This window comes from Acinetobacter sp. 789_lipA (assembly GCF_058242845.1).
Genome location: NZ_JBZAYS010000001.1, coordinates 1,409,535 through 1,433,596, shown reverse-complemented (window position 1 = coordinate 1,433,596; position 24,062 = coordinate 1,409,535). Strand labels below are relative to the sequence as shown.

Sequence of the window (24,062 nt, the reverse complement as noted above, 5' to 3'; positions counted from 1 at the left end):
AACTTTATCACACTCCTTTTAAAATACACAAAATTAATCACATAATCTGTAGCGAAAACTGACTAAAAGCCTCGGATTCAGTCGTACATTTATTCATCTTTTTTTGTTACATTTATTTATATTGATAATCTTTTGACGACGTCCATATGTAAGCGTCCGCTGAACACACCTTATGAATTCGTCCTATAAGCCTTAATTTAGTCCTCACTTAAAAACAAGTGGGAACTTAAATTTATGACTACAAATAACCAGACATCCATCGCATCTCTTACGATAAAACGAAGAACATATAGTGCTGAATTTAAACAGCAGATCGTTCAGGCGTGTAAAGCATCGGAGGTTTCAATTGCTTCGGTCGCTTTGCAACATGGATTGAATACAAATCTTGTATCCAAATGGATTCGCTTAATTGATGCTAAGCCAGGGAATGATCGCTCACTACTACCGAATAAACCTGCATTTATTGCCTTATCTTGCTCCGCACCATTAGATCCTATCCCTACTGGCATGTTAACGGTTCAAATTACTTTACCCCACTCAAAAGCAGAAATTGGCTTGAAATGGCAAGTATCAGAAATATCTGCTTTAGCAGAATTACTCAAGGCACTTACAACATGATCCGTATCGATGAAATCTGGTTGTCTACTCAGCCCATGGACATGCGTGCAGGTATGGATACGGCCATGGCTCAGGTGGTGAGAGCCTTTGGCTACATCAAACCGCATTGTGCTTACCTGTTCTGTAATAAACGTGGCCATCGCATGAAAGTGCTGGTACATGATGGACTGGGGATCTGGCTGTGTTCTCGGCGGTTGGAACAGGGAAAATTTCACTGGGCTAAAGTTCATCAGGGTGAAACCCTTGCACTCAGTCCAGAACAGTTACAGGCACTGATCCAGGGTTTGCCTTGGCAGCGCATTGGACGACAGCAAGTGGTCACAATGCTCTAAACTAGCTTGGTCCATTCTGCTATTCTCCAAACGTTCTATTTCATTCTTCTCATGACCTCAGGCATACTGCGGTCATGAATACACTGCCTGATTTAAGCCAACTGACCCATGAACAACTGCTGGAATTTACCCGGCAGTTGGCAATGCAGCATCAGTCTTTGGCACAATCAAATCAAGAATTAGAAAAATCAAACCAGCAATTGGATGCCAAAGTTCAACATCTTTCCATTCTCACGCAAAAATACGAGCATGAGCTCGCACTATTTAAACAGCACAAATTTGGCAGTAAAAACGAACATCTCACTGCAAAACAAATCCATCTATGGGATGAAGCGGTCGAAGAAGATATTGCCGCTGTTGATCTGGAACTGGAACGGCTGAATGCAGATAAAACTGATGCAGCGACACACAAAGCCACAGTCAATAAACCTAAACGTCGACCACTGCCAGATCATCTACACACCATCCGTATTGAGCATGAACCTGCATCAACCCAATGCAGTTGTGGCTGCCAGTTACGTCGTATCGGCGAAGATATCAGTGAAAAACTGCATTTCAGACCGGCACAGTTCTATAAGGAACAGCATGTGCGTGGCAAATGGGTCTGTGATCAGTGTGACACCCTGACTCAGCAAGCGATGCCCGCCTATGTGATTGATAAAGGCATTGCTTCACCTGAATTGCTCAGCCATGTGCTGGTATCGAAGTATGCCGATCATTTGCCGCTGTACCGTCAACGTCTGATCTATCAGCGGGCGGGAATCGAGCTTTCTAGATCAACTTTATCTGACTGGATAGGTCGCTGCGGTGTAGAACTGGAACCTCTGGCCAATGCTTTAAAAGAGGTGGTGCTGCAACAGCGGGTGATCCATGCTGATGAAACGCCGGTCACCATCATGCGGATGAGTGATGATGAGAAAAAACCGAAGAAAGGTTATGTCTGGGCCTATGCAACAACCCAATATAATCCAATTCAAGCCGTGATTTATGACTTTCAGGATAGTCGTTCAGGCCAGCATGCTGAAGCGTTCCTGAAAGACTGGCAGGGCCATCTGGTCTGTGATGATTACAGTGGTTATAAAGCACGCTTTAAATCAGGCCAAGTCATTGAGGTGGGCTGCATGGCGCATGCTCGTCGTAAATTCCATGAACTGCATGTGACCAAGAAAAGTCAGGTCGCTGAACAGGCCTTAGTGCTGATTCAGAAACTGTATGCCATAGAAGCAGAACTCAGGAGAAAGACCGATGGTACAGCAGAACAGCGCCGCGAATACCGACAACAGCATAGTCAACCGGTGATGCAACAACTGTATGAATGGCTCAACCAGCATCAACTGACGGTGCCATCGAGTTCTCCAACCGCCAAGGCCATCAATTACACTCTGAAGCGTTGGCCAGCTTTAAGCCGCTATCTGGATGATGGCAATCTACCGATTTGCAATAATTGGGTGGAAAACCAGGTGCGGCCTTGGGCGTTGGGACGTAAGAACTGGTTATTTGCAGGTTCGCTGCGTAGTGGTCAGCGAGCGGCAAACATCATGACTTTAATCCAGTCAGCAAAGCTGAATGGGTTGGATCCGTATGCCTATTTAAGTGATGTGCTGAAAAGATTGCCGACCCATAAAGTGACCCAAATAGAAGAATTGCTACCACACCGCTGGAAATCCAACTCAAATTAAAAAATAGACATGGGGTTCAGCGGACGCTTACGTCCATATAATTAAACCCACTTGTTAAACAACAAGTTATAGTCAAACTACTTTATTATTCATACAGGATTCGAAAAAAAATCGAAATAACTCATCGACTGAGTCGATTAACCATTCTTTACGCTTACGTTTAACCCATGCCCACCTTGCACGATATATCGCTCATCTATAGGATTTAAATCAGGGCTGTATGCAGGAAGCCAAAGAATTTTATGCCCTTGTTGTTCCAATAACTCCTGAATATCTGCTCTTTTATGAAATGCTGCATTATCCATAACCACTACACTATTTTCTGGTAATGCCGGTATGAGGAATTGCTCAATCCAAAAATGAAAAACATCTGAATTGATTTTGCAGTCAAATAAACCGACTGAAAATAACTTACCCTCATGGATTGCTCCAATGGCATTGGTCTGATTCTTTAATTGCCAATTATATTGCCATAAACAGGGTACTCCTTTTCGTGAGTAGCCATGAGGTCTATAATCATGTGACTTAAAACCACTTTCATCCAGATAAATAATCGGATGGTTTTTTTCTAATTCATTCACTTGCAGAATAAATTTATCCCTAAGCTTTGTATCTGCTTTAGGATGGCTTAACGTCTTTTTTTAACTGTAATATTTAAGCGCTTTAATGCAGCACCAATAGATGAAACACCACAATTAAAACGTGCAGCACGTTCATATTGATAAGCATCAGGATACTTTTCAACATCTTCACGTAAAGCATCATCGTTAATTTTAGAAGGTTTACGTACACGAGTTTTTTTAATCTCTATACGTTTCTTCCATTCAACAATGGTATTTTTATTAATTTCAAATTGTGCAGCTACCGCTCGAATAGAATAACCTTCCTCAAGCTTAGCTAAAATTTTACGTCTAAAATGTTCTGAATAACTCATTGCACCATTGTATTGGTTTTATAATGATTTGACTATATATCTCAATTAGACGATTGATTCGTTTATTTTTTATTATTTACCATTCCTTGCATAAAAAAATCCCCCTATCTCATTTGAGTTAGGGGGATTTAGAATTAATGAGCTGGCGATGACTTACTCTCACATGGATAACTCCACACTACCATCAGCGCTAAGAGGTTTCACTTCTGAGTTCGGGAAGGGATCAGGTGGTTCACTCTTGCTATTGTCGCCAGCACAACTGTTTATGACTATTCGTTGGGTCTAACCTCAGAGCAGTGCTCTTCGTGCCTAACTTTCATCAAATGAGTTATTAACAGGTATATTTGAGTTGAATATTTTATCTAGCTTTATAACTAAATCAAGTTGTTTGCAGTGATTTGAACCACAACACCAACTGTTTGGGTGTTGTATAGTCAAGCCTCACGAGCAATTAGTATTGGTCAGCTTCACATATCACTATGCTTCCACATCCAACCTATCAACGTCGTAGTCTTCAACGGCTCTTTAGAGGACATAAAGTCCTAGGGAAATCTTATCTTGAGGTAGGCTTCCCGCTTAGATGCTTTCAGCGGTTATCCCTTCCGAACATAGCTACCCGGCGATGCGACTGGCGTCACAACCGGTACACCAGAGGTTCGTCCACTCTGGTCCTCTCGTACTAGGAGCAGATCCTCTCAAATTTCCAACGCCCACGGTAGATAGGGACCGAACTGTCTCACGACGTTCTAAACCCAGCTCGCGTACCTCTTTAAATGGCGAACAGCCATACCCTTGGGACCTGCTTCAGCCCCAGGATGAGATGAGCCGACATCGAGGTGCCAAACACCGCCGTCGATATGAACTCTTGGGCGGTATCAGCCTGTTATCCCCAGAGTACCTTTTATCCGTTGAGCGATGGCCCTTCCATACAGAACCACCGGATCACTAAGACCTACTTTCGTACCTGCTCGACTTGTGGGTCTCGCAGTTAAGCGCGCTTTTGCCTTTATACTCTACGCGTGATTTCCGACCACGCTGAGCGCACCTTCGTACTCCTCCGTTACTCTTTAGGAGGAGACCGCCCCAGTCAAACTACCCACCAGACATGGTCCTCGTCCCGGATAACGGGACAGAGTTAGAACCTCAATATTACCAGGGTGGTATTTCAAGATTGGCTCCACCGAAACTAGCGTCTCGGTTTCAAAGCCTCCCACCTATCCTACACAAGTAAGATCAAAGTTCAATGTCAAGCTGCAGTAAAGGTTCACGGGGTCTTTCCGTCTAGCCGCGGGTACACCGCATCTTCACGGCGAATTCGATTTCACTGAGTCTCTGCTGGAGACAGCGCCCCCATCATTATGCCATTCGTGCAGGTCGGAACTTACCCGACAAGGAATTTCGCTACCTTAGGACCGTTATAGTTACGGCCGCCGTTTACTGGGGCTTCGATCAAGAGCTTCGCTTACGCTAACCCCATCAATTAACCTTCCAGCACCGGGCAGGCATCACACCCTATACGTCCACTTTCGTGTTTGCAGAGTGCTATGTTTTTAATAAACAGTTGCAGGGGCCTGGTTTCTGTGGCTGCCAATAGCTCAAGGAGTAAATCCTATCACCGTCGGCAGCGTACCTTCTCCCGAAGTTACGGTACCATTTTGCCTAGTTCCTTCAGCAGAGTTCTCTCAAGCGCTTTGGTCTACTCGACCTGACCACCTGTGTCGGTTTCGGGTACGATTCCTATGTAACTGAAGCTTAGAGACTTTTCCTGGAAGCATGGTATCAGCCACTTCACTGTACAAGTACAGCTTGCTATCAGTTCTCAGCATACAGTACCCCGGATTTGCCTAAGATACATGCCTACAACCTTCCACCTGGACAACCAACGCCAGGCTGACTTAACCTTCTCCGTCCTCTCATCGCATTACATAGAAGTATTGGAATATTAACCAATTTCCCATCGACTACGCCTCTCGGCCTCGCCTTAGGGGTCGACTCACCCAGCCCCGATTAACGTTGGACTGGAACCCTTGGTCTTTCAGCGTGCGAGTTTTTCACTCGCATTGTCGTTACTCACGTCAGCATTCGCACTTCTGATACCTCCAGCATACTTCTCAATACACCTTCATCGGCTTACAGAACGCTCCCCTACCACTTGCAATAAATTGCAAATCCGCAGCTTCGGCATATAGTTTTAGCCCCGTTACATCTTCCGCGCAGGCCGACTCGACTAGTGAGCTATTACGCTTTCTTTAAAGGGTGGCTGCTTCTAAGCCAACCTCCTAGCTGTCTATGCCTTCCCACATCGTTTCCCACTTAACTATAATTTTGGGGCCTTAGCTGGCGGTCTGGATTGTTTTCCTCTTGACTACGGACGTTAGCACCCGCAGTCTGTCTCCCGGATAGTACTCATTGGTATTCGGAGTTTGCATCGGTTTGGTAAGTCGGGATGACCCCCTAGCCGAAACAGTGCTCTACCCCCAATGGTATTCGTCCGAGGCGCTACCTAAATAGCTTTCGGGGAGAACCAGCTATCACCGAGTTTGATTAGCCTTTCACCCCTATCCACAAGTCATCCCCTGGCTTTTCAACGACAGTGGGTTCGGTCCTCCAGTTAGTGTTACCCAACCTTCAACCTGCTCATGGATAGATCACCCGGTTTCGGGTCTACACCCAGCAACTAAACGCCCTATTAAGACTCGATTTCTCTACGGCTCCCCTATGCGGTTAACCTTGCTACTGAATGTAAGTCGCTGACCCATTATACAAAAGGTACGCAGTCACCGAACATGTCGGCTCCCACTGCTTGTATGCATGCGGTTTCAGGATCTATTTCACTCCCCTCACAGGGGTTCTTTTCGCCTTTCCCTCACGGTACTGGTTCACTATCGGTCAGTCAGGAGTATTTAGCCTTGGAGGATGGTCCCCCCATATTCAGACAAGGTTTCACGTGCCCCGCCCTACTCGACATCATCATATAAGCCCTTTCGTGTACAGGACTATCACCCACTATGGTTGCACTTCCCAGAGCATTCCACTAGAACTTATATGACTTAATGGGCTTTTCCCCGTTCGCTCGCCGCTACTGAGGGAATCTCAATTGATTTCTTTTCCTAAGGGTACTGAGATGTTTCACTTCCCCTCGTTCGCCTCGTATGACTATGTATTCATCATACGATACCTGCCTTATGACAGGTGGGTTTCCCCATTCAGAAATCTCCGGATCACAGGATATTTGCCGCCTCCCCGGAGCTTATCGCAGGCTATTACGTCTTTCATCGCCTCTGACTGCCAAGGCATCCACCACATGCACTTAATTACTTGACTATACAACCCCAAACAGTCGTTAATCCCTACAAGTAGGATTAAGACAGTCTATGATGATTTCTCATCACTTCCTTACAGTTTGTTGTTCTGTGTACTTAAACACTGTACAGCTTCAATTCAATTCACATACCAAAACGCTTGATTCAGTTAATTTCGCTAGTAACTCATTTCTTCAACCTTCATCAATCAGTAATAAATCACTGTTAATGTCGATCTTAAAAACGAGTATGAACAAATTATTTCAACTCAAATATATTCTGTTAATGATTTTTCCAGCCTTCGTCAGGTCAGGAAACTGTGATAAATCACAGAAGTTAATAAAATGTAAACCAATGTCTACCTCTTACTAATTTCTATAATCTAACTACTTAGCTTATATATTGAAGAACAATATATGGTGGAGACTAGGAGAGTCGAACTCCTGACCTCCTGCGTGCAAAGCAGGCGCTCTACCAACTAAGCTAAGTCCCCAGCTTATCAATAAGTCAATGTCTCTGTTTTTCTGTATTCAGCATTTAACAATGCTTGTTAGTCAGATTTGGTGGGTCTGACAAGACTTGAACTTGTGACCCCACGCTTATCAAGCGTGTGCTCTAACCAACTGAGCTACAGACCCTCAGATACATCGTCATGAAGAACAACTTGTTGTGGATTCTTACCAATCGTCAATCTTTCGTTAAGGAGGTGATCCAGCCGCAGGTTCCCCTACGGCTACCTTGTTACGACTTCACCCCAGTCATCGGCCACACCGTGGTAAGCGTCCTCCTTGCGGTTAGACTACCTACTTCTGGTGCAACAAATTCCCATGGTGTGACGGGCGGTGTGTACAAGGCCCGGGAACGTATTCACCGCGGCATTCTGATCCGCGATTACTAGCGATTCCGACTTCATGGAGTCGAGTTGCAGACTCCAATCCGGACTACGATCGGCTTTTTGAGATTAGCATCCTATCGCTAGGTAGCAACCCTTTGTACCGACCATTGTAGCACGTGTGTAGCCCTGGTCGTAAGGGCCATGATGACTTGACGTCGTCCCCGCCTTCCTCCAGTTTGTCACTGGCAGTATCCTTAAAGTTCCCGGCTTAACCCGCTGGCAAATAAGGAAAAGGGTTGCGCTCGTTGCGGGACTTAACCCAACATCTCACGACACGAGCTGACGACAGCCATGCAGCACCTGTATGTAAGTTCCCGAAGGCACCAATCCATCTCTGGAAAGTTCTTACTATGTCAAGACCAGGTAAGGTTCTTCGCGTTGCATCGAATTAAACCACATGCTCCACCGCTTGTGCGGGCCCCCGTCAATTCATTTGAGTTTTAGTCTTGCGACCGTACTCCCCAGGCGGTCTACTTATCGCGTTAGCTGCGCCACTAAAGCCTCAAAGGCCCCAACGGCTAGTAGACATCGTTTACGGCATGGACTACCAGGGTATCTAATCCTGTTTGCTCCCCATGCTTTCGTACCTCAGCGTCAGTATTAGGCCAGATGGCTGCCTTCGCCATCGGTATTCCTCCAGATCTCTACGCATTTCACCGCTACACCTGGAATTCTACCATCCTCTCCCATACTCTAGCTTCCCAGTATCGAATGCAATTCCTAAGTTAAGCTCAGGGATTTCACATCCGACTTAAGAAGCCGCCTACGCACGCTTTACGCCCAGTAAATCCGATTAACGCTCGCACCCTCTGTATTACCGCGGCTGCTGGCACAGAGTTAGCCGGTGCTTATTCTGCGAGTAACGTCCACTATCCTAGAGTATTAATCCAAGTAGCCTCCTCCTCGCTTAAAGTGCTTTACAACCAAAAGGCCTTCTTCACACACGCGGCATGGCTGGATCAGGCTTTCGCCCATTGTCCAATATTCCCCACTGCTGCCTCCCGTAGGAGTCTGGGCCGTGTCTCAGTCCCAGTGTGGCGGATCATCCTCTCAGACCCGCTACAGATCGTCGCCTTGGTAGGCCTTTACCCCACCAACTAGCTAATCTGACTTAGGCTCATCTATTAGCGCAAGGTCCGAAGATCCCCTGCTTTCCCCCGTAGGGCGTATGCGGTATTAGCATTCCTTTCGGAATGTTGTCCCCCACTAATAGGCAGATTCCTAAGCATTACTCACCCGTCCGCCGCTAGGTCGTATAGCAAGCTATACTTCCCCGCTCGACTTGCATGTGTTAAGCCTGCCGCCAGCGTTCAATCTGAGCCATGATCAAACTCTTCAGTTAAAAATCATTAGTAGCTTATGGCTACAAATCTTGGCTCATCAATTTTCTGACAAATATTTCTCAAATAAACTTCGAGTAATTTTTACCATCAATCAATGAAATATTTTCGATCGATCAATCAGTAAAAATCCACACAAGTTGTTCTTCATAATCTCTTAATGATCTTCTTGCTGATTCGTCATCAGCAAGCTAGGTCGGCTATACTACTCTCTTTCAAGAAGAAGTCAACTGGTTTTGTTAATTATTTTTAAACTTATTCAAGACTTCCAGATTCTACCGCTTGGGCTAAATCCTTGTTTCTCAACAAGTTTTAATCAACATCACCGCCGATGGATGTGCATTCTACAGCATTTCTAATCCCTTGCAACAACTTTTTCTATTATTTTATTTCAAGCGCATATTTTTTGGTCAAAAATGTGATTTTTGTCGATTATTAAAGCAATTTTAACCATCACTGTTTATTTTTCGTTAAAATAAGCTCACTTTCGCTGCCAAGCAAAATGAATAATGACAGCTTTTAAATCTCTGTACACGACAAATTTCATAGGATCCTTGTCCTATCAGGCTTTTTCTTTCTTAAAATTGCTAGCACTTTCTTAAATTCTTCTTTTTTTCCAAAACCAATCAAACGTAGAATAGCCATTTGAACATAGTCCAAACCGTAGCGAAATAAACTTACTGAAAGTCGTCCATGCTTCTTTATTTTTATCGCTTTTTTTCGATCATGTTGCCATTCACCTGTTAAATAGCACCAACAGAAACCGATAGCTAGCACTGCTATCAATTTCTTGACTCGTCCAGGGTCTGTTAAACGAGTATTTTCAAGATTGAATCCACGTCCTTTGAGACAACTAAATAAGGTTTCGATTTCCCAGCGTAATGCATAATCACGAATAGCAGAAGCATTAAACATAGGAGAAACAACAAGTAAAAGTTCTCCATCTTCTAATCGTAGCGCACTAATATACAGTTTTACTCGACCAACCCAAATACGTCGTTTACGACATTCAGTTTGACCAACTTGAAGATGACGAAATAAATCACTAATTTTATGATTCCTGGCTAAGTGATTGGTCACAATAAAGTTTTTTTAACACGTATACAGAAGTTAATGTCATTTTCAATTAACCATGTAAACCATTTCTCACCGATAAATTCTCTGTCTGCGAACACATTCACAATACGGTCTTTACCAAAAATAGAGATAAAGCGTTGAATCAAAGCAATACGCTCTTTTGTATCTGAATTTCCACGTTTATTGAGCAATGTCCAAACAATAGGTATCGCTATTCCACGATAGACGATGGCTAACATCAAGATATTGATATCTCGTTTTCCCCATTTCCAATTGGTTCTATCTAAAGTCAGTTGCACTTTGTCGAATGAAAATATATTGAAAATTAACTGAGAAATTTGACGATAATCAAAATACTGACCTGCAAAGAAGCGTTGTATACGTCGATAAAATGATTGTGGTAAGCACTTGATGGGTAAGGCTTTAGATGCAGAAGAAAGATTACATGTCTGTTTTACAATTAATGCAATCATAATCAGTGTAAAACATTTTACATGTGACTTGTTCCACTTTAGATATTTGTTTAAGATGAGATGTAACTCATTGAAATGTGTCATCATATTCGTCGTCAGAAAACAAGTATTATGCCATTATTTCAATGAGTTATCTTTTTTTGTCGTGTACAAAGCTTTTAAATACAAAATTTATTTAACCGTTATTTAAAACCTACTTAAACCTACTTACGTGGGTTTAATGTTTAATTCCTACTTCATCATCAAGAACCAATTGCTATTGCGCTTGGGATTACCTCAATTCCATAGGCTGTCACGGTGTAACTCACCGCCATTGGTGGCTTATGTAGCCACCAATTCTTTATCTGCATGTTTTAGAATATTGATGGCAGCATTAATATCCCTGTGATGCAGGGTGTTACATGAACATCGCCACTCACGCATTGCAAGTGTCAGGTTTTGGTTTAATTCACCACAATTCGAACACATCTTGCTGCTTGGAAAGAATCGTCCAACAGAAAGTATTGATTTGCCATGCTGTTTAGCCTTGTAAATCAACTGTCGCTTGAACTCATAAAAGCCCATATCCGATATGGCTCTTGAGAGCTTACGGTTTTGTACCATACCTTTCACATTTAAATCCTCAATCGCAATCAGATCGAATCGCTTAACTAAATCAGATGTGACTTGATGAAGATTGTTTTTTCTCAAGCATGATATTTTGTAGTGCAAACGAGAGAGCTTGGTTTTCGCTTTTTCTCTGTTTTGACTACCTTTCTTTTTACGGCTAAAAGACTTAGCAAGTCGTCTTAACTTGGCAAGCTGTTTCTTTAGTGGCGCACTTGATGGAACAACCTCGCCATTAGATAAAGTGGCAAGACTGGAAACACCTAAATCAATACCAACAGATAAACCTGTTTTGGGGTGAAGTTTCTCAGGCTGATTTAATTCAACAGCAATCGAAGCAAACCACTTACCACCCTGTTTAAATATTTTCGCTGATAATATTTTTCCTTGATAACGCAAATCCTCAGTCATTTTTACCCAACCCAAGTTTGGGATACTAATTTTTCTATCTTTAATGCTGAATTGGTCATTTGATAATGAGAAGCGATCATCTACGCCTTTTTTTCTAGGCTTTGGATATTTGGATTGACCATTAAAAAAACGATCAAATGAACTACCCAATTGCTTAATCGCAAGTTGTGGCGCACATTTGGTCACTTTAAGCATGAAAGGGTATTTCTCACGCTTGAACGAGTTTAAGTGCTTTCTTATTTTAGCTTCGGATGGTTTATTTAGAAGTTTTTTATCCACCTGAACGCCATAATAGTCACACTGATCTCTATATTCCTTATCTGCTTTATATTGACGTTGCCATTCTTTTAAAGCCCAATTATACGACAAACGAGCAACACCACTCGCTTGAGCGAAATGACTTGCTTGCTTATTATTTGGCAGTAATTGGATTACATGCCCTCGTATGAATCGGCTCATAGTGCGTCTTTGACTGCCTGTATTAACTTTTGGTTTTTCTTACTACGACTACCATATAATCTTGCCGAAAACACTGTAATGATTTCCAAAACATCTTGAGCAAGTTCTTCCTCAAAAGACAAATTTTCACCCTTATTAAGAATGACGATCTCCACGCTTTTAGCTTCACATAAGGCAAAAACCAACTCAGCACCAAACCGCAATAAGCGATCTTTATGCGTTAAAACCAAACGTCCGATTTCATCATTCATGATTGCTTCTAGCAGCTTATTTAAGCCTTTTTTTCTATAGTTCATACCCGAACCAAGATCGGAGATTAATTCAAACGTCCAACCTTGATTTGCACAGTACATTTCAAGAACTTGTTGCTGTCGAATTAAATCTTCTTTTTGGTCATGACTCGATACCCTTGCGTATGCAATGGTTTTCCTTTGAAGTTGACTATCGGGCTTGTGTATTTGCTCAGGCGTGATCTTACTCAGATCATATCGTCTATGATTTTTAGGGGTTCGATCTGCAACCAAAGTGCCTTCTTCATCCCAACGCCTTAATGTTTGAATGGAAACACCTAATGTTTTAGCTGCAACGCTAATGCTTACATATTTACTCATGTTGTATATAATAGTATAGAAATAAGTAGATTTCAATTAGCAGTTACAAACCCTGTGACACGCACCATTAAACATCAAAACAACCAGTACGGGACATTGATCATTTACGGAAGTGCTACCCAACTCATGAGCTTTTTCTTTCAGCTTTTGATTTGTCTCTCCGTTGGAATTTTTGTCATCCTGTTGATTATGTTGTGGTTGGTACATTCAACCTATCAAAAACTGATGCACTCGATTCAACCCATGGTCAATACCGTTGAAAGCCTTAATCTTGATACTCAATATCAAGCACGTCTTCCATCATCTCCCATTTATGAATTTCGCGTCATCAGTGGTGCATTTAATAATTTATTAGATAAAGTGCAGCGTACCAATGAAAAACTACAAAGCGAAAACTCTCAGTTATCACATCAAGCGTTGCATGATCAGTTAACTAAACTCCCGAATCGTCATTATTTTTACAATATTTTGTTCAATCAATTTGAGCACCCCGAGAAAAACCAGACAGCTCTCTTTTTTATCGACAACAATAACTTTAAAAACATTAATGATGTTTATGGGCACTTAGCAGGTGATGCCGTGCTCAAAGAAATGGCTCAACGCTTAAAAAAGAATGTCAGAAGCCACGATGTGGTAGCACGATTAGGTGGTGATGAGTTTGCAATTCTGCTTCGTAATATCAAACACTATGATCATTTAGAACTAATTTGCAAGCATTTAATCGAATGCAGTAAAGCCCCGTTGTCTTTTGATCAACAACAGATTCATTTTAGTTTCAGTATTGACGTTGCTTTCTCAAAATGTGCAACAACGCCTGAAGATTTGATTGCTGAAGCAGACAATGCCATGTATAAAGCCAAAAACTTAGCTCAAGGGTGGTATATCACACCTTGCATAAATCCTGATCAGGAACCCTCATGTTAAAACATGTTTGCAAATTTATGCTTATCACTGCTTTATCTGACTGCCTGAGTTTAGGGTACCTCAACTATAAGCAAACACGCATGCTGAAGAAACAAGGCTTTACCCTGAACGAAGAAGGCTGGACGCTGAGACTGCCTGAAAATTATTGTTTGGATTTGAGCAATCCGATATAGTCCGCACGCCAAAAAACCAATACAATACTGATATGAGTTATCCAATACATTTTAGAAAGAAAATATTAGCCAAGCTTGAAGAAGGTCAATCTATCCGAGCGGTTGCTCAGCACTTCGAAATTAATAAGGCTCTAGACTAGCAGAATAGATATGTTAGTCTAGAGCCTTAATAAAAATACAATTGTCGAATGGAAAAAGCGAATCGAAATAAAAAGAACTCGACCAAGAAAACCATCTAAAGTTGATGATGATGCCTTACGTGCAGATGTTGAGCAATATCCTGATGATTATCAATATGAACGCGCTGCTCGTTTTGGTTGTGCTACTTCTACAATTGGAGATGCGCTCAAGCGTCTAAATATTACAGTTAAAAAAAGACCTTACGGCACCCGAAAGCAAAAACAGAACTCAGAGAGCAGTATTTAAAAGATTTAAACCGATTAAGGTATCAACACCCGATCATCTATCTTGATGAAAGTGGATTTAAATCTCATGAACATAGACCTCATGGTTATTCAAAACAGGGAACTCCTTGTTATGGAACATATAATTGGCAATTAAAAAATCAAACCAATGCAATAGGAGCAATCCATGAGGGTAAGTTATTTGCAGTGGGTTTATTTGATAGCAAAGTAAATTCGGATGTATTTTATTTTTGGGTAGATCAGTTTTTATTACCAGAACTACCCTCGAATAGTGTAATTGTCATGGACAATGCAGCCTTCCATAAACGACCAGATATACAAGATCTATTAAGCCAACATGGGCATCAAATACTTTGGTTACCACCTTATAGTCCTGACCTTAATCCTATTGAAAAAATGTGGGCATGGGTGAAAGCAAAAAGGAAAAAATGGTTGGTTAACTCAATAGATAAGCTTTTTAGTCGTTTCTTTAACGAGTGTATGGGTAAATAAGCGGTTTGACTATATTCAAGCCTCTCAAAAATCCGCACTCGAAGCGCTTTCTAAACAGCTACAGCAATACAATTTAAATAAAATTAAAGTGGTTGGACATACAGACAATATTGGTGACCCAAGCTACAACCAAATACTCTCGAAGAAACGCGCATCAACAGTTAGCCAGATTTTTATCGAAACAGGGTTTAAAACTCAAAATATTCAGAGCATGGGTCGCGGTGCATCACAACCTCTGGTAGAAAATAGCAGCAAGGAAAATCGAGCGCTGAATCGTCGTGTGAATATTATTATTATTCCTTAAGCATTTATGTTTTATCTTTAGCCGTAAGCGTCCGCTGAACCCCATAGCTATTTTTTAACTTGGGTTGGATTTCCAGCGGTGTGGCAGTAATTCTTCTATTTGGGTCACTTTATGGATCGGTAACCTTTTCAGCACATCACTGAGATAGGCATACGGATCCAGCCCATTCAGTTTTGCTGACTGGATCAGGGTCATGATATTGGCCGCTCGTTGACCACTACGCAGCGAACCTGCAAATAGCCAGTTCTTGCGCCCCAACGCCCAGGGACGCATCTGATTCTCAACCCAATTATTATCTATAGGTAAATTGCCATCATCCAGATAGCGGCTTAAAGCTGGCCAACGCTTCAGAGTGTAATTGATGGCCTTGGCGGTTGGAGAACTCGATGGCACCGTCAGTTGATGCTGGTTGAGCCATTCATACAGTTGTTGCATCACCGGTTGACTATGCTGTTGTCGGTATTCGCGGCGCTGTTCTGCTGTACCATCGGTCTTTTTCCTGAGTTCTGCTTCTATGGCATACAGTTTCTGAATCAGCACTAAGGCCTGTTCAGCGATCTGACTTTTCCCGGTCACATGCAGTTCATGAAATTTACGACGTGCATGTGCCATGCAGCCCACCTCAATGACCTGGCCTGATTTAAAGCGTGCTTTATAACCACTGTAATCATCACAGATCAGATGGCCCTGCCAGCCATTCAGGAACTCTTCTGCATGCTGACCTGAACGGCTATCCTGAAAGTCATAGATCACCGCTTGAACTGGATTGTACTGTGTGGTGGCATAGGCCCAGACATAACCTTTCTTTGGTTTTTTCTCATTATCACCCATCCGCATAATGGTGACCGGCGTTTCATCGGCATGGATCACCCGCTGTTGCAGCACCACCTGTTTTAAGGCATTGGCCAGAGGTTCCAGTTCCACACCGCAGCGACCAATCCAGTCAGATAACGTGGATCTGGACAGATCAATGCCCGCCCGCTGATAGATCAGGCGCTGACGGTACAGCGGCAAATGATCGGCATACTTCGATACCAGCACATGGCTGAGCAGTTCAGGTGAAGCAATGCCTTTATCAATAACATAGGCGGGCATCGCTTGCTGAGTCAGGGTGTCACACTGATCACAGACCCATTTGCCACGTACATGCTGTTCCTTATAGAACTGTGCCGGTCTGAAATGCAGTTTTTCACTGATATCTTCGCCGATACGACGCAAGGTGCAGCCACAACTGCATTGGGTTGATGCAGGTTCATGCTCAATACGGATGGTGTGTAGATGATCTGGCAGTGGTCGACGTTTAGGTTTATTGACTGTGGCTTTGTGTGTCGCTGCATCAGTTTTATCTGCATTCAGCCGTTCCAGTTCCAGATCAACAGCGGCAATATCTTCTTCGACCGCTTCATCCCATAGATGGATTTGTTTTGCAGTGAGATGTTCGTTTTTACTGCCAAATTTGTGCTGTTTAAATAGTGCGAGCTCATGCTCGTATTTTTGCGTGAGAATGGAAAGATGTTGAACTTTGGCATCCAATTGCTGGTTTGATTTTTCTAATTCTTGATTTGATTGTGCCAAAGACTGATGCTGCATTGCCAACTGCCGGGTAAATTCCAGCAGTTGTTCATGGGTCAGTTGGCTTAAATCAGGCAGTGTATTCATGACCGCAGTATGCCTGAGGTCATGAGAAGAATGAAATAGAACGTTTGGAGAATAGCAGAATGGACCAAGCTAGTTTAGAGCATTGTGACCACTTGCTGTCGTCCAATGCGCTGCCAAGGCAAACCCTGGATCAGTGCCTGTAACTGTTCTGGACTGAGTGCAAGGGTTTCACCCTGATGAACTTTAGCCCAGTGAAATTTTCCCTGTTCCAACCGCCGAGAACACAGCCAGATCCCCAGTCCATCATGTACCAGCACTTTCATGCGATGGCCACGTTTATTACAGAACAGGTAAGCACAATGCGGTTTGATGTAGCCAAAGGCTCTCACCACCTGAGCCATGGCCGTATCCATACCTGCACGCATGTCCATGGGCTGGGTAGACAACCAGATTTCATCGATACGGATCATGTTGTAAGTGCCTTGAGTAATTCTGCTAAAGCAGATATTTCTGATACTTGCCATTTCAAGCCAATTTCTGCTTTTGAGTGGGGTAAAGTAATTTGAACCGTTAACATGCCAGTAGGGATAGGATCTAATGGTGCGGAGCAAGATAAGGCAATAAATGCAGGTTTATTCGGTAGTAGTGAGCGATCATTCCCTGGCTTAGCATCAATTAAGCGAATCCATTTGGATACAAGATTTGTATTCAATCCATGTTGCAAAGCGACCGAAGCAATTGAAACCTCCGATGCTTTACACGCCTGAACGATCTGCTGTTTAAATTCAGCACTATATGTTCTTCGTTTTATCGTAAGAGATGCGATGGATGTCTGGTTATTTGTAGTCATAAATTTAAGTTCCCACTTGTTTTTAAGTGAGGACTAAATTAAGGCTTATAGGACGAATTCATAAGGTGTGTTCAGCGGACGCTTACCTTTAGCCTTCGTCACGAAGGCTTTTTTATGCACTTTACTAAATTTCAGGCATAAAAAAACCGCTCAACGCGGCATCTTTATCTTGACCATTTCAAGAAATGGTCGGAGCAGTAGGATTCGAACCTACGACCCCCTGGTCCCAAACCAGGTGCACTACCAGGCTGTGCTATGCTCCGATTTCAACTTTTTAAAGTTGGGGTGAATGACGGGATTCGAACCCGCGACAACTGGAATCACAATCCAGGGCTCTACCAACTGAGCTACATCCACCATAACGTGTCGGTTCTTAATACCAAGCTACCTAATGGCGCGCCTGACAGGATTCGAACCTGTGACCATCCGCTTAGAAGGCGGATGCTCTATCCAACTGAGCTACAGGCGCATGACCAATAATACGAGGTATTATGGATAACCTTGCCTTGAAGAATTGGTCGGAGCAGTAGGATTCGAACCTACGACCCCCTGGTCCCAAACCAGGTGCACTACCAGGCTGTGCTATGCTCCGATTCATCTCAGCTTTTGTATCGAACATCTCGTTCGGTACGGTGTGCATTCTAGGCGTGACGCTTGATAACGTCAACACCTATATTTAAAAAAAATAAAAAAATCACGTCAAATGTATATTAATCAAGCGTTTCAGGCATTTTTTATACAAATTTTAACGTTTTAGCGATGCACTAAAATCCAACATGCGATCTAAAGGTAATTTCGCACGCTCAGCAAGTGCAGGATCTACGAATATTTCCTGATCGCCACGCTGTAATACCTCTAAAATACCATCCAGCTCATTCATTGCCATCCACGGGCAGTGTGCACAAGAACGACAGGTTGCACCCTCTCCGGCTGTTGGTGCTTCAACCAAAATTTTGTTGGGCACCGCTTGTTGCATTTTGTAGAAAATACCCCGATCGGTTGCCACAATCAGTCGCTCATTGGGTAAGGCTTGTGCAGCTTTAATCAGCTGTGAAGTACTTCCAACAGCATCAGCAACATCCACCACTGACTCAGGCGACTCAGGATGTACCAGTACCGCAGCATCAGGATACAGCGCCTTCATTTGCGCGATGCCACGTGCACGGAATTCTTCATGCACAATACATGCACCATCCCAAAGCAACATGTCAGCGCCTGTTTTCTTTTGGATATAACGGCCTAAATGCTGATCAGGTGCCCAAATAATTTTTTCACCCAAACTGTCTAAATGCTCAATAATTTCGACTGCACAGCTTGAGGTCACCACCCAATCGGCACGGGCTTTAACGGCTGCTGAAGTGTTGGCATAGACCACTACTGTATGGTCTGGATGGGCATCACAAAACTGACTAAATTCTTCAACAGGGCAACCCAAATCTAAAGAACATGTAGCCTCTAAAGTGGGCATCAGAATGGTTTTATTCGGTGATAAAATTTTTGAGGTTTCCCCCATAAATTTAACGCCCGCCACCACCAAGGTCGATGCTGGATGATCACGACCAAAACGGGCCATTTCCAATGAATCAGAAACACAACCACCACTTAACTCGGCCAATTCCTGCACTTCAGGATCGCAATAGTAGTGCGCTACCAATACTGCATCACGCTTTTTCAACTCGGCTAAAATTAAAGCAAATTTTTCTTGCTTCACTTCTTCACTGAGCTTGGAGTCTTTGGTTTCACCCAAACGGTCCAAATGCGCCTGTACAATTGATTTTGCGTCATTGGCAATTAAATTGGTCGCATTGTTCATCATTCATTCATCCCTTCATGCTTGTCGGCAAGCAAGTCCCGCACTTAATTTATTGGTCAAATGGCTTCTCGGCTTTTGACCAATCATTCAAAAGTTCTTATGCTAAAAAAGCCTCCAAAGGAGGCTTTTTTTAAACTCGTTAAGATTAAGAGCGATAATCCGCATTAATCTTCACATAGTCATAAGATAAGTCACAGGTATACACTGTGTCTTTCGCTGCCCCGCGTCCTAGATCTACACGAATGGTCATTTCAGCTTGTGACATTACACGAGCACCTTCCGCTTCCGTGTAATCGGCAGCCGCACCACCATCCTTACAGATTTGCACATCATCTAACCAAACTTGAATTTTTTCAACATCTAAATTCTTAACCCCAGCATAACCAATCGCAGCCAAGATACGTCCCCAGTTCGGATCTGACGCAAAAATCGCAGTTTTAACCAAAGGTGAATGTGCAATACTATAAGCAATATCACAGCATTCTTGCGTGTCATACCCACCTTCAACAGCAACCGTAATAAACTTAGTTGCACCTTCACCATCACGTACAATCAGTTGTGCAAGACGTTTCATCATACGCGTGAGTACATCTAGCACTACGGTATAGCGTGGATCTTGGGTTGAGCTAATTTCAACACCACCCGCTTGACCCGTAGCTGCAAAGATACAGGAGTCATTGGTTGAAGTATCACCATCAATGGTAATTCGGTTGAAAGAAACATTGACCGTTTCGCTCAACAGTTGCTGAACCAACTCGTGGCTGATAGGTGCATCGGTTGCTACATAGCCCAACATCGTTGCCATATTGGGACGAATCATGCCTGCACCCTTAGAAATACCCGTCATGGTATACGTGATGCCATCCAATTCGAATTGCTCAGATGCACCTTTTGGTGTGGTGTCTGTGGTCATAATCCCAGTAGCAGCAGCACCCCAAGCATCAGCACGCAAACTATTTAATGCAGGCTGTAAACCATTTAACAAACGCTCCAACGGCAATTGTTCACCAATCACCCCTGTTGAAAACGGTAACACTTCCGTTGCTTGCACACCGGCAAGCTCAGCCAATTTTGCACAAGTACGCTCAGCATTCAGCATGCCTGTCTTGCCTGTACCTGCATTGGCATTGCCAGTGTTAATAATGAGGTAGCGCGGATTCGCCACTTGTAAGTGCGCTTTAGACACATGCACGGGCGCTGCACAGAACGCATTTTGAGTGAAAACACCCGCAACATTCGTTCCTTCAGCAAATTCGAAAATGACAAGATCACGTCGGTTCTGATAGCGCACATAAGCTTCAGCCGTTCCGATTCTTACCCCTTTCACCACGTGTATTTGTGGCATTGATACGTCACCTACTGGCATTTTAAACGTCCAATTCATTTGTTAGAAAAAACACAGCTTATTAGAATTTTCAGAAAAAATCGAGCAGAAGACTTTGTTTGCTTTAACTTTTCAATGCACACTCATTTTTGACTTGACATCCTCCGCGACCTAAAGGACGGGGATTCCTACTGCTAGACGCTCATGTCCGAGCGCAAGAATATTCAGTGCGGAATTTATATCCCTATCATGGAATGTACCGCATTCCATACACTGCCATTCTCTTATTCCAAGTCCCGTTCTACCTTTCGGACTACTACAGCGTGAGCCACAGCTCGAACAAGTTTGGGTGGTATAGGCTTCATTGACTTCTTTATACCATACACTTGCGTTCTCGCATTTATACTTGAGCATGGTTCTAAGTGTTGTCCAACTTGCATCTAATACAGACTTCGCTAGTTTAGTCCGTGCTAATGCCTTTGCATTCACATTACCAACGAAGATGGCTGCATGTTTATTCACCAATTTATGACTGAATTGATGTAGCGTATTTTGACGTATGTTTCTAATCTTGGCATGAATCGCTTTAACACGCTTTTTATTTCTAGCACGTTGAGCAATGCCAAGTTTTTGTTCGTATTGCCGATAGATTTGAGGGGCTTTGAGCTTTACGCCATCTGAACAGGTTGCAAGGTCTTTTAAGCCCAAATCTATACCGATTGAGGTATTACCCTTTGATTTAACTTGTTTTGTCTTATCAACAACTAAACAAACATACCAACGTCCACGACTGTCTTCTACAAATGAGCCTGTTTTGACGTTGTATTTTGATAGTCCATAGCTATCCCATAGCTTGAATTGATGCTTGCCATACTGCACGTAGCCATCAGCATATTTGATTGCAACCTTTTTGAAGGGTATCCAACCCAAAGAACGTCTTGCAGACTTCTTATTACTCACCCGCCATTTTAGCTTTGCTTTTTTAAACTGCTTTCTTCGAGTAACCAATTCTTCTGTTATCGCTTGAACAGTTTGACTATGCAGATTGCATTCTTTAGATGTGCCTTTCGTGTATTTAGCAATATCGTAAGCTGAAAGAAATTCACCTTTTCTTTTTAGATGTTTAAATCCTAAATCATTCACATAATTCCAAACAAAATTTACTTCCAATGCGAGTTGGTCTAGTACCTTGTAATGTTTGTCTTTTATGCGTAATTTAAGTGTTTTCATGATTAAAATATATTTGGTCTATGAGCAATAGTCAAGAGATTAGAACAGGTCGCCACTGTGTTTTTAATATGCATGTACATTTAGTCTTTGTGGCTAAATACCGTAGAGATGTTTTTACCAAAGCAATGCTTGAAACAATGCGTGAAGTGTTTGAGCGTGTTTGTTTAGACTTTGAAGCCGAGTTGGTAGAGTTTGATGGTGAACACGATCATGTTCATTTGCTTGTGAATTATCCACCTAAAATAGCAATTTCTAGCTTAGTGAATAGTTTAAAGGGTGCTTCAAGTCGCATTGTAAGAACCAAACACCCTGAAATTAAAAACAAGCTATGGGGCAGTGCTTTGTGGTCGCCTAGTTACTTCGCTGCTTCATGTGGCGGTGCGCCAATTGGAATTGTTAAACAATATATTCAACAACAGCAAACACCGCATTAATGGCTTACGCCACTCGCTTATATCCTCGGGCTAAACCCATAGGTATCTACACATCTTGATGTACCTAATGCAATTGTTGCGATTTCATTCAGTTCATCTATTGAATATTCTGAGAGCAGTTGAAGAGTGTTCAGTAAAATCGAAAGTCCTGCCAATATTGCAGGTGCACTTTCCAACTTACCTCTCTTCTGCTGTCGGCCTGAAAGAGGAGCCGTCTTAAAATCGCTGCAGGTGTGGTCTGAAGCCATGATTCAACGTCATGGCCTGCCTGCTTCAGAAGCTTGAAATAGCACTCAATTGTCCAGCGCCAGTAATACCAGGTGGTTAATTCTACCGCATCAATCTCTGAAGAAACATTGCTGATCAGCGACCATCTCGCGACTGTTTTACCTTGAGCATCTTTCACCACAGCAACAATTAATCTGGCTGTAACTGCCTTGCCTGGCTGGGGAGCAACCCGTTGGCCTAAATCATCTTTTCTCTTCGGTTTTGCTGCACGCGTTATCCGAATATCGGTTTCTCCAACATGCAGCATATGCCTGTTTCCTTTATAAGCAATCGGCTTAACTTGCTGAGTTACTACTTTTTCTGCGACTTCTGCAACTTTGTAGGTTTCCCCTTGATGCTCAATCCGATGGCTTTCTTTGGCCCGAATCAACCATTTGAAACCATGGCTGCTGATTTCCCTCAAGTGGGCAATCGAGTCTCCTTCACGGTCAATGATATGGACTTTTGTTTTCTCAATCGGATACTGTTCAATCGTTTTGATTTGTTCTGCGAGTGAGTCCAAATGGGACTTGCGCTCGCTGTATTGTTCACTGAATGTGGAATAACAGCCGGATGCATCTGTTAGCGTCTGAGCTAATGGCGCAATTGGGAGCCCTGATGACGCATCGACAAGTAAACTGCTTTGCAATTCATAGCCTGAATTCGCCTCTGTTCTTTGAAGACGCCGAACCTTATGACTGTGCTTCACATACTGCAGTTGAGACCAGTCATGAACGATTAATGCATACTGATGCGGTGATGTCTTGATCTGTTCGCATGCAAGAAGCTTAATCGGCTGGTTTAATTGACTAAAAGAGATTTTATTATTATTCAGGAATCGCCAAACAGCCTGTGTAGTTGAGAAACTCGACTTTTGGGTAGAGGCCAGGTCTTTGATTGCGGGAGCAAGTGAAGCAAGAGGATTCATATTGAGTTTTACAAGGCTGTTATAACGTTTGACAAGACGCTGATCCAGACCAGAGATGTTAAATTGAAGAGCATGCTCTTCAATTTAACGCAAAGCTCGGAAATTGTGTAGATACCTATGGGCTAAACCCCGAGGTTTTACGCTCCAATGGATAAAAAAACCAATCCGAAGATTGGTTTTATGCAGCAGCATTTGATTAATTTGAAGCAAGCTGTGCTGAGCTAGACAAAAGCGCTTGTTTAGCATTTTCTTGACTTACAGGAGAAAGCGCTGGGTTTGAAGCCACAATACGGTTCACCGTTGCTGCATTTACAGGAGCAATAGCAGCCGTTTGCAGAACCACTGGGCGTTGATTTGGATTGGCAAAGGTATAGCGAATACCTGTACGCGGACTTTGTACCGTAATATTACCATTGGCTTGTGCCGCAGGTGCTGTGGTTGCACCGCGTGCTTGTTGAACTTTAGCTGCGGTAGTGGTATCTGCAAATGCAAAAGTTGGAAGCGCTAAAGCTGCAATCATGATTGGTTTTAATACTTTTTTCATTGTCTTTCCACTTTAGAG

General features: G+C 43.0%; 18 protein-coding genes, 6 tRNA genes, 3 rRNA genes and 3 pseudogenes. 8 read left to right on the top strand and 22 right to left on the bottom strand.

From position 1 onward, the window contains the following. Window positions 1–234: 234 nt before the first annotated feature. The 3 genes from tnpA (AC4CUZ_RS06900) to tnpC (AC4CUZ_RS06890) all read left to right on the top strand — a co-directional run bounded on the left by tnpA (AC4CUZ_RS06900) (window position 235) and on the right by tnpC (AC4CUZ_RS06890) (window position 2,629). A complete protein-coding gene (gene tnpA, locus AC4CUZ_RS06900; protein WP_043974824.1) occupies window positions 235–618 on the top strand; it encodes an IS66-like element accessory protein TnpA in 384 nt (127 codons plus the stop codon). Then, window positions 615–950 carry an IS66 family insertion sequence element accessory protein TnpB gene (gene tnpB / locus AC4CUZ_RS06895; protein WP_004684362.1) on the top strand — a complete coding sequence of 112 codons (336 nt, stop codon included), beginning with the start codon at window positions 615–617 and terminating at the stop codon, window positions 948–950. Before tnpA (AC4CUZ_RS06900) ends, tnpB (AC4CUZ_RS06895) begins: the two co-directional genes overlap by 4 nt. Window positions 951–1,024: 74 nt before the next feature. After that, window positions 1,025–2,629, top strand: a complete 1,605-nt coding sequence (tnpC, locus tag AC4CUZ_RS06890) for an IS66 family transposase (protein WP_490747413.1) — start codon at window positions 1,025–1,027, stop codon at window positions 2,627–2,629. Window positions 2,630–2,766: 137 nt separating this feature from the next. On the opposite strand, the gene AC4CUZ_RS06885 is transcribed toward tnpC (AC4CUZ_RS06890), so the two are convergent. The 10 genes from AC4CUZ_RS06885 to AC4CUZ_RS06840 form a co-directional block, all read right to left on the bottom strand. Beyond that, window positions 2,767–3,210 carry a transposase gene (locus tag AC4CUZ_RS06885; protein WP_178929031.1) on the bottom strand — a complete coding sequence of 148 codons (444 nt, stop codon included), beginning with the start codon at window positions 3,208–3,210 and terminating at the stop codon, window positions 2,767–2,769. A 47-nt stretch (window positions 3,211–3,257) separates the two neighbouring features. Then, entirely contained in the window at window positions 3,258–3,563 is a 306-nt protein-coding gene (locus AC4CUZ_RS06880) for an IS630 transposase-related protein (protein WP_000122230.1), read from the bottom strand. A 140-nt stretch (window positions 3,564–3,703) separates the two neighbouring features. Continuing rightward, a 5S ribosomal RNA gene (gene rrf, locus AC4CUZ_RS06875) occupies window positions 3,704–3,818 on the bottom strand. Window positions 3,819–3,993: 175 nt separating this feature from the next. Further along, window positions 3,994–6,887, bottom strand: a 23S ribosomal RNA gene (locus tag AC4CUZ_RS06870). A 395-nt stretch (window positions 6,888–7,282) separates the two neighbouring features. After that, a tRNA-Ala gene (locus AC4CUZ_RS06865) sits at window positions 7,283–7,358 on the bottom strand. A gap of 68 nt (window positions 7,359–7,426) precedes the next feature. Beyond that, window positions 7,427–7,503: transfer RNA gene (locus AC4CUZ_RS06860), tRNA-Ile, on the bottom strand. A 61-nt stretch (window positions 7,504–7,564) separates the two neighbouring features. Beyond that, window positions 7,565–9,102: ribosomal RNA gene (locus tag AC4CUZ_RS06855) — 16S ribosomal RNA — on the bottom strand. The 16S, 23S and 5S rRNA genes sit together here with 2 tRNA genes alongside, the layout of an rRNA operon. 541 nt (window positions 9,103–9,643) lie before the next feature. Beyond that, window positions 9,644–10,734, bottom strand: a protein-coding gene (locus AC4CUZ_RS06850; protein ID WP_115736667.1) for an IS4-like element ISAba33 family transposase whose coding sequence is annotated in 2 segments (ribosomal slippage) — window positions 9,644–10,194 and window positions 10,194–10,734 — 1,092 coding nt in all. Because the reading frame shifts where the segments join, the coding sequence is not laid out codon by codon here. 237 nt (window positions 10,735–10,971) lie between these two features. Next, window positions 10,972–12,126, bottom strand: a complete 1,155-nt coding sequence (locus AC4CUZ_RS06845; protein WP_005402020.1) for an RNA-guided endonuclease InsQ/TnpB family protein — start codon at window positions 12,124–12,126, stop codon at window positions 10,972–10,974. Continuing rightward, window positions 12,123–12,737 (bottom strand): IS607 family transposase, encoded by a 615-nt coding sequence (locus AC4CUZ_RS06840; RefSeq protein WP_005402019.1) that lies wholly within the window; start codon window positions 12,735–12,737, stop codon window positions 12,123–12,125. Before AC4CUZ_RS06840 ends, AC4CUZ_RS06845 begins: the two co-directional genes overlap by 4 nt. Between AC4CUZ_RS06840 and dgcN the strand changes: the two genes are divergently transcribed. The 4 genes and pseudogenes from dgcN to AC4CUZ_RS06820 all read left to right on the top strand — a co-directional run. Then, on the top strand, window positions 12,726–13,661 hold the full coding sequence (dgcN, locus tag AC4CUZ_RS06835; RefSeq protein ID WP_490748053.1) for a diguanylate cyclase DgcN/YfiN: 936 nt from the start codon (window positions 12,726–12,728) through the stop codon (window positions 13,659–13,661). The two genes, AC4CUZ_RS06840 and dgcN, sit on opposite strands and share 12 nt — an antisense overlap. A 205-nt stretch (window positions 13,662–13,866) precedes the next feature. Further along, window positions 13,867–14,260, top strand: a pseudogene (locus tag AC4CUZ_RS06830) (IS630 transposase-related protein). 17 nt (window positions 14,261–14,277) lie between these two features. Further along, window positions 14,278–14,751 (top strand): annotated as a pseudogene (locus tag AC4CUZ_RS06825) (IS630 family transposase); the annotation flags it as partial. Window positions 14,752–14,764: 13 nt separating this feature from the next. Beyond that, a pseudogene (locus tag AC4CUZ_RS06820) lies at window positions 14,765–15,055 on the top strand (OmpA family protein); the annotation flags it as partial. A gap of 54 nt (window positions 15,056–15,109) precedes the next feature. Here AC4CUZ_RS06820 and tnpC (AC4CUZ_RS06815) read toward each other — a convergent pair. From tnpC (AC4CUZ_RS06815) to AC4CUZ_RS06770, 10 genes are all read right to left on the bottom strand, one after another. Continuing rightward, window positions 15,110–16,714, bottom strand: a complete 1,605-nt coding sequence (tnpC, locus tag AC4CUZ_RS06815) for an IS66 family transposase (RefSeq protein WP_490747412.1) — start codon at window positions 16,712–16,714, stop codon at window positions 15,110–15,112. Window positions 16,715–16,788: 74 nt separating this feature from the next. Beyond that, window positions 16,789–17,124 carry an IS66 family insertion sequence element accessory protein TnpB gene (gene tnpB / locus AC4CUZ_RS06810; protein WP_004684362.1) on the bottom strand — a complete coding sequence of 112 codons (336 nt, stop codon included), beginning with the start codon at window positions 17,122–17,124 and terminating at the stop codon, window positions 16,789–16,791. Beyond that, complete coding sequence (gene tnpA, locus AC4CUZ_RS06805; protein ID WP_043974824.1) at window positions 17,121–17,504, bottom strand: IS66-like element accessory protein TnpA; 384 nt, start codon at window positions 17,502–17,504, stop codon at window positions 17,121–17,123. Before tnpA (AC4CUZ_RS06805) ends, tnpB (AC4CUZ_RS06810) begins: the two co-directional genes overlap by 4 nt. A 186-nt stretch (window positions 17,505–17,690) precedes the next feature. After that, window positions 17,691–17,767, bottom strand: a tRNA-Pro gene (locus tag AC4CUZ_RS06800). Window positions 17,768–17,785: 18 nt separating this feature from the next. After that, window positions 17,786–17,861 (bottom strand) — tRNA-His (locus AC4CUZ_RS06795). A 35-nt stretch (window positions 17,862–17,896) separates the two neighbouring features. Continuing rightward, window positions 17,897–17,973: transfer RNA gene (locus AC4CUZ_RS06790), tRNA-Arg, on the bottom strand. Window positions 17,974–18,019: 46 nt separating this feature from the next. Next, a tRNA-Pro gene (locus AC4CUZ_RS06785) sits at window positions 18,020–18,096 on the bottom strand. A 153-nt stretch (window positions 18,097–18,249) separates the two neighbouring features. After that, the gene (gene nadA / locus AC4CUZ_RS06780; protein WP_114837920.1) at window positions 18,250–19,317 is read right to left on the bottom strand and encodes a quinolinate synthase NadA; all 1,068 of its coding nucleotides are present in this window, start codon (window positions 19,315–19,317) and stop codon (window positions 18,250–18,252) included. A gap of 145 nt (window positions 19,318–19,462) precedes the next feature. Then, window positions 19,463–20,683, bottom strand: a complete 1,221-nt coding sequence (gene argJ, locus AC4CUZ_RS06775) for a bifunctional glutamate N-acetyltransferase/amino-acid acetyltransferase ArgJ (RefSeq protein ID WP_490747411.1) — start codon at window positions 20,681–20,683, stop codon at window positions 19,463–19,465. Between the two features lie 129 nt (window positions 20,684–20,812). Then, window positions 20,813–21,871: an RNA-guided endonuclease InsQ/TnpB family protein gene (locus AC4CUZ_RS06770; RefSeq protein ID WP_058951462.1), complete on the bottom strand. Its 1,059-nt coding sequence runs from the start codon at window positions 21,869–21,871 to the stop codon at window positions 20,813–20,815. Window positions 21,872–21,891: 20 nt separating this feature from the next. Between AC4CUZ_RS06770 and tnpA (AC4CUZ_RS06765) the strand changes: the two genes are divergently transcribed. After that, the gene (tnpA, locus tag AC4CUZ_RS06765; protein ID WP_287166577.1) at window positions 21,892–22,305 is read left to right on the top strand and encodes an IS200/IS605 family transposase; all 414 of its coding nucleotides are present in this window, start codon (window positions 21,892–21,894) and stop codon (window positions 22,303–22,305) included. A gap of 130 nt (window positions 22,306–22,435) precedes the next feature. On the opposite strand, the gene AC4CUZ_RS06760 is transcribed toward tnpA (AC4CUZ_RS06765), so the two are convergent. Beyond that, a complete protein-coding gene (locus AC4CUZ_RS06760) occupies window positions 22,436–23,500 on the bottom strand; it encodes a transposase (protein WP_490747410.1) in 1,065 nt (354 codons plus the stop codon). A gap of 196 nt (window positions 23,501–23,696) precedes the next feature. Further along, window positions 23,697–24,044 (bottom strand): hypothetical protein, encoded by a 348-nt coding sequence (locus AC4CUZ_RS06755; protein WP_114837871.1) that lies wholly within the window; start codon window positions 24,042–24,044, stop codon window positions 23,697–23,699. Window positions 24,045–24,062: the final 18 nt, after the last annotated feature.

Coding starts and splice junctions, on each gene's coding strand:
- AC4CUZ_RS06770 (WP_058951462.1), bottom strand. CDS start 21,871: ATGAAAACACTTAAATTACGCATAAAAGACAAACATTACAAGGTACTA.
- tnpB (WP_004684362.1), bottom strand. CDS start 17,124: ATGATCCGTATCGATGAAATCTGGTTGTCTACCCAGCCCATGGACATG.
- AC4CUZ_RS06845 (WP_005402020.1), bottom strand. CDS start 12,126: ATGAGCCGATTCATACGAGGGCATGTAATCCAATTACTGCCAAATAAT.
- AC4CUZ_RS06760 (WP_490747410.1), bottom strand. CDS start 23,500: ATGAATCCTCTTGCTTCACTTGCTCCCGCAATCAAAGACCTGGCCTCT.
- tnpA (WP_043974824.1), top strand. CDS start 235: ATGACTACAAATAACCAGACATCCATCGCATCTCTTACGATAAAACGA.
- tnpA (WP_043974824.1), bottom strand. CDS start 17,504: ATGACTACAAATAACCAGACATCCATCGCATCTCTTACGATAAAACGA.
- nadA (WP_114837920.1), bottom strand. CDS start 19,317: ATGAACAATGCGACCAATTTAATTGCCAATGACGCAAAATCAATTGTA.
- AC4CUZ_RS06880 (WP_000122230.1), bottom strand. CDS start 3,563: ATGAGTTATTCAGAACATTTTAGACGTAAAATTTTAGCTAAGCTTGAG.
- tnpB (WP_004684362.1), top strand. CDS start 615: ATGATCCGTATCGATGAAATCTGGTTGTCTACTCAGCCCATGGACATG.
- tnpC (WP_490747413.1), top strand. CDS start 1,025: ATGAATACACTGCCTGATTTAAGCCAACTGACCCATGAACAACTGCTG.
- argJ (WP_490747411.1), bottom strand. CDS start 20,683: ATGCCAGTAGGTGACGTATCAATGCCACAAATACACGTGGTGAAAGGG.
- AC4CUZ_RS06755 (WP_114837871.1), bottom strand. CDS start 24,044: ATGAAAAAAGTATTAAAACCAATCATGATTGCAGCTTTAGCGCTTCCA.
- tnpA (WP_287166577.1), top strand. CDS start 21,892: ATGAGCAATAGTCAAGAGATTAGAACAGGTCGCCACTGTGTTTTTAAT.
- tnpC (WP_490747412.1), bottom strand. CDS start 16,714: ATGAATACACTGCCTGATTTAAGCCAACTGACCCATGAACAACTGCTG.
- AC4CUZ_RS06840 (WP_005402019.1), bottom strand. CDS start 12,737: ATGAGTAAATATGTAAGCATTAGCGTTGCAGCTAAAACATTAGGTGTT.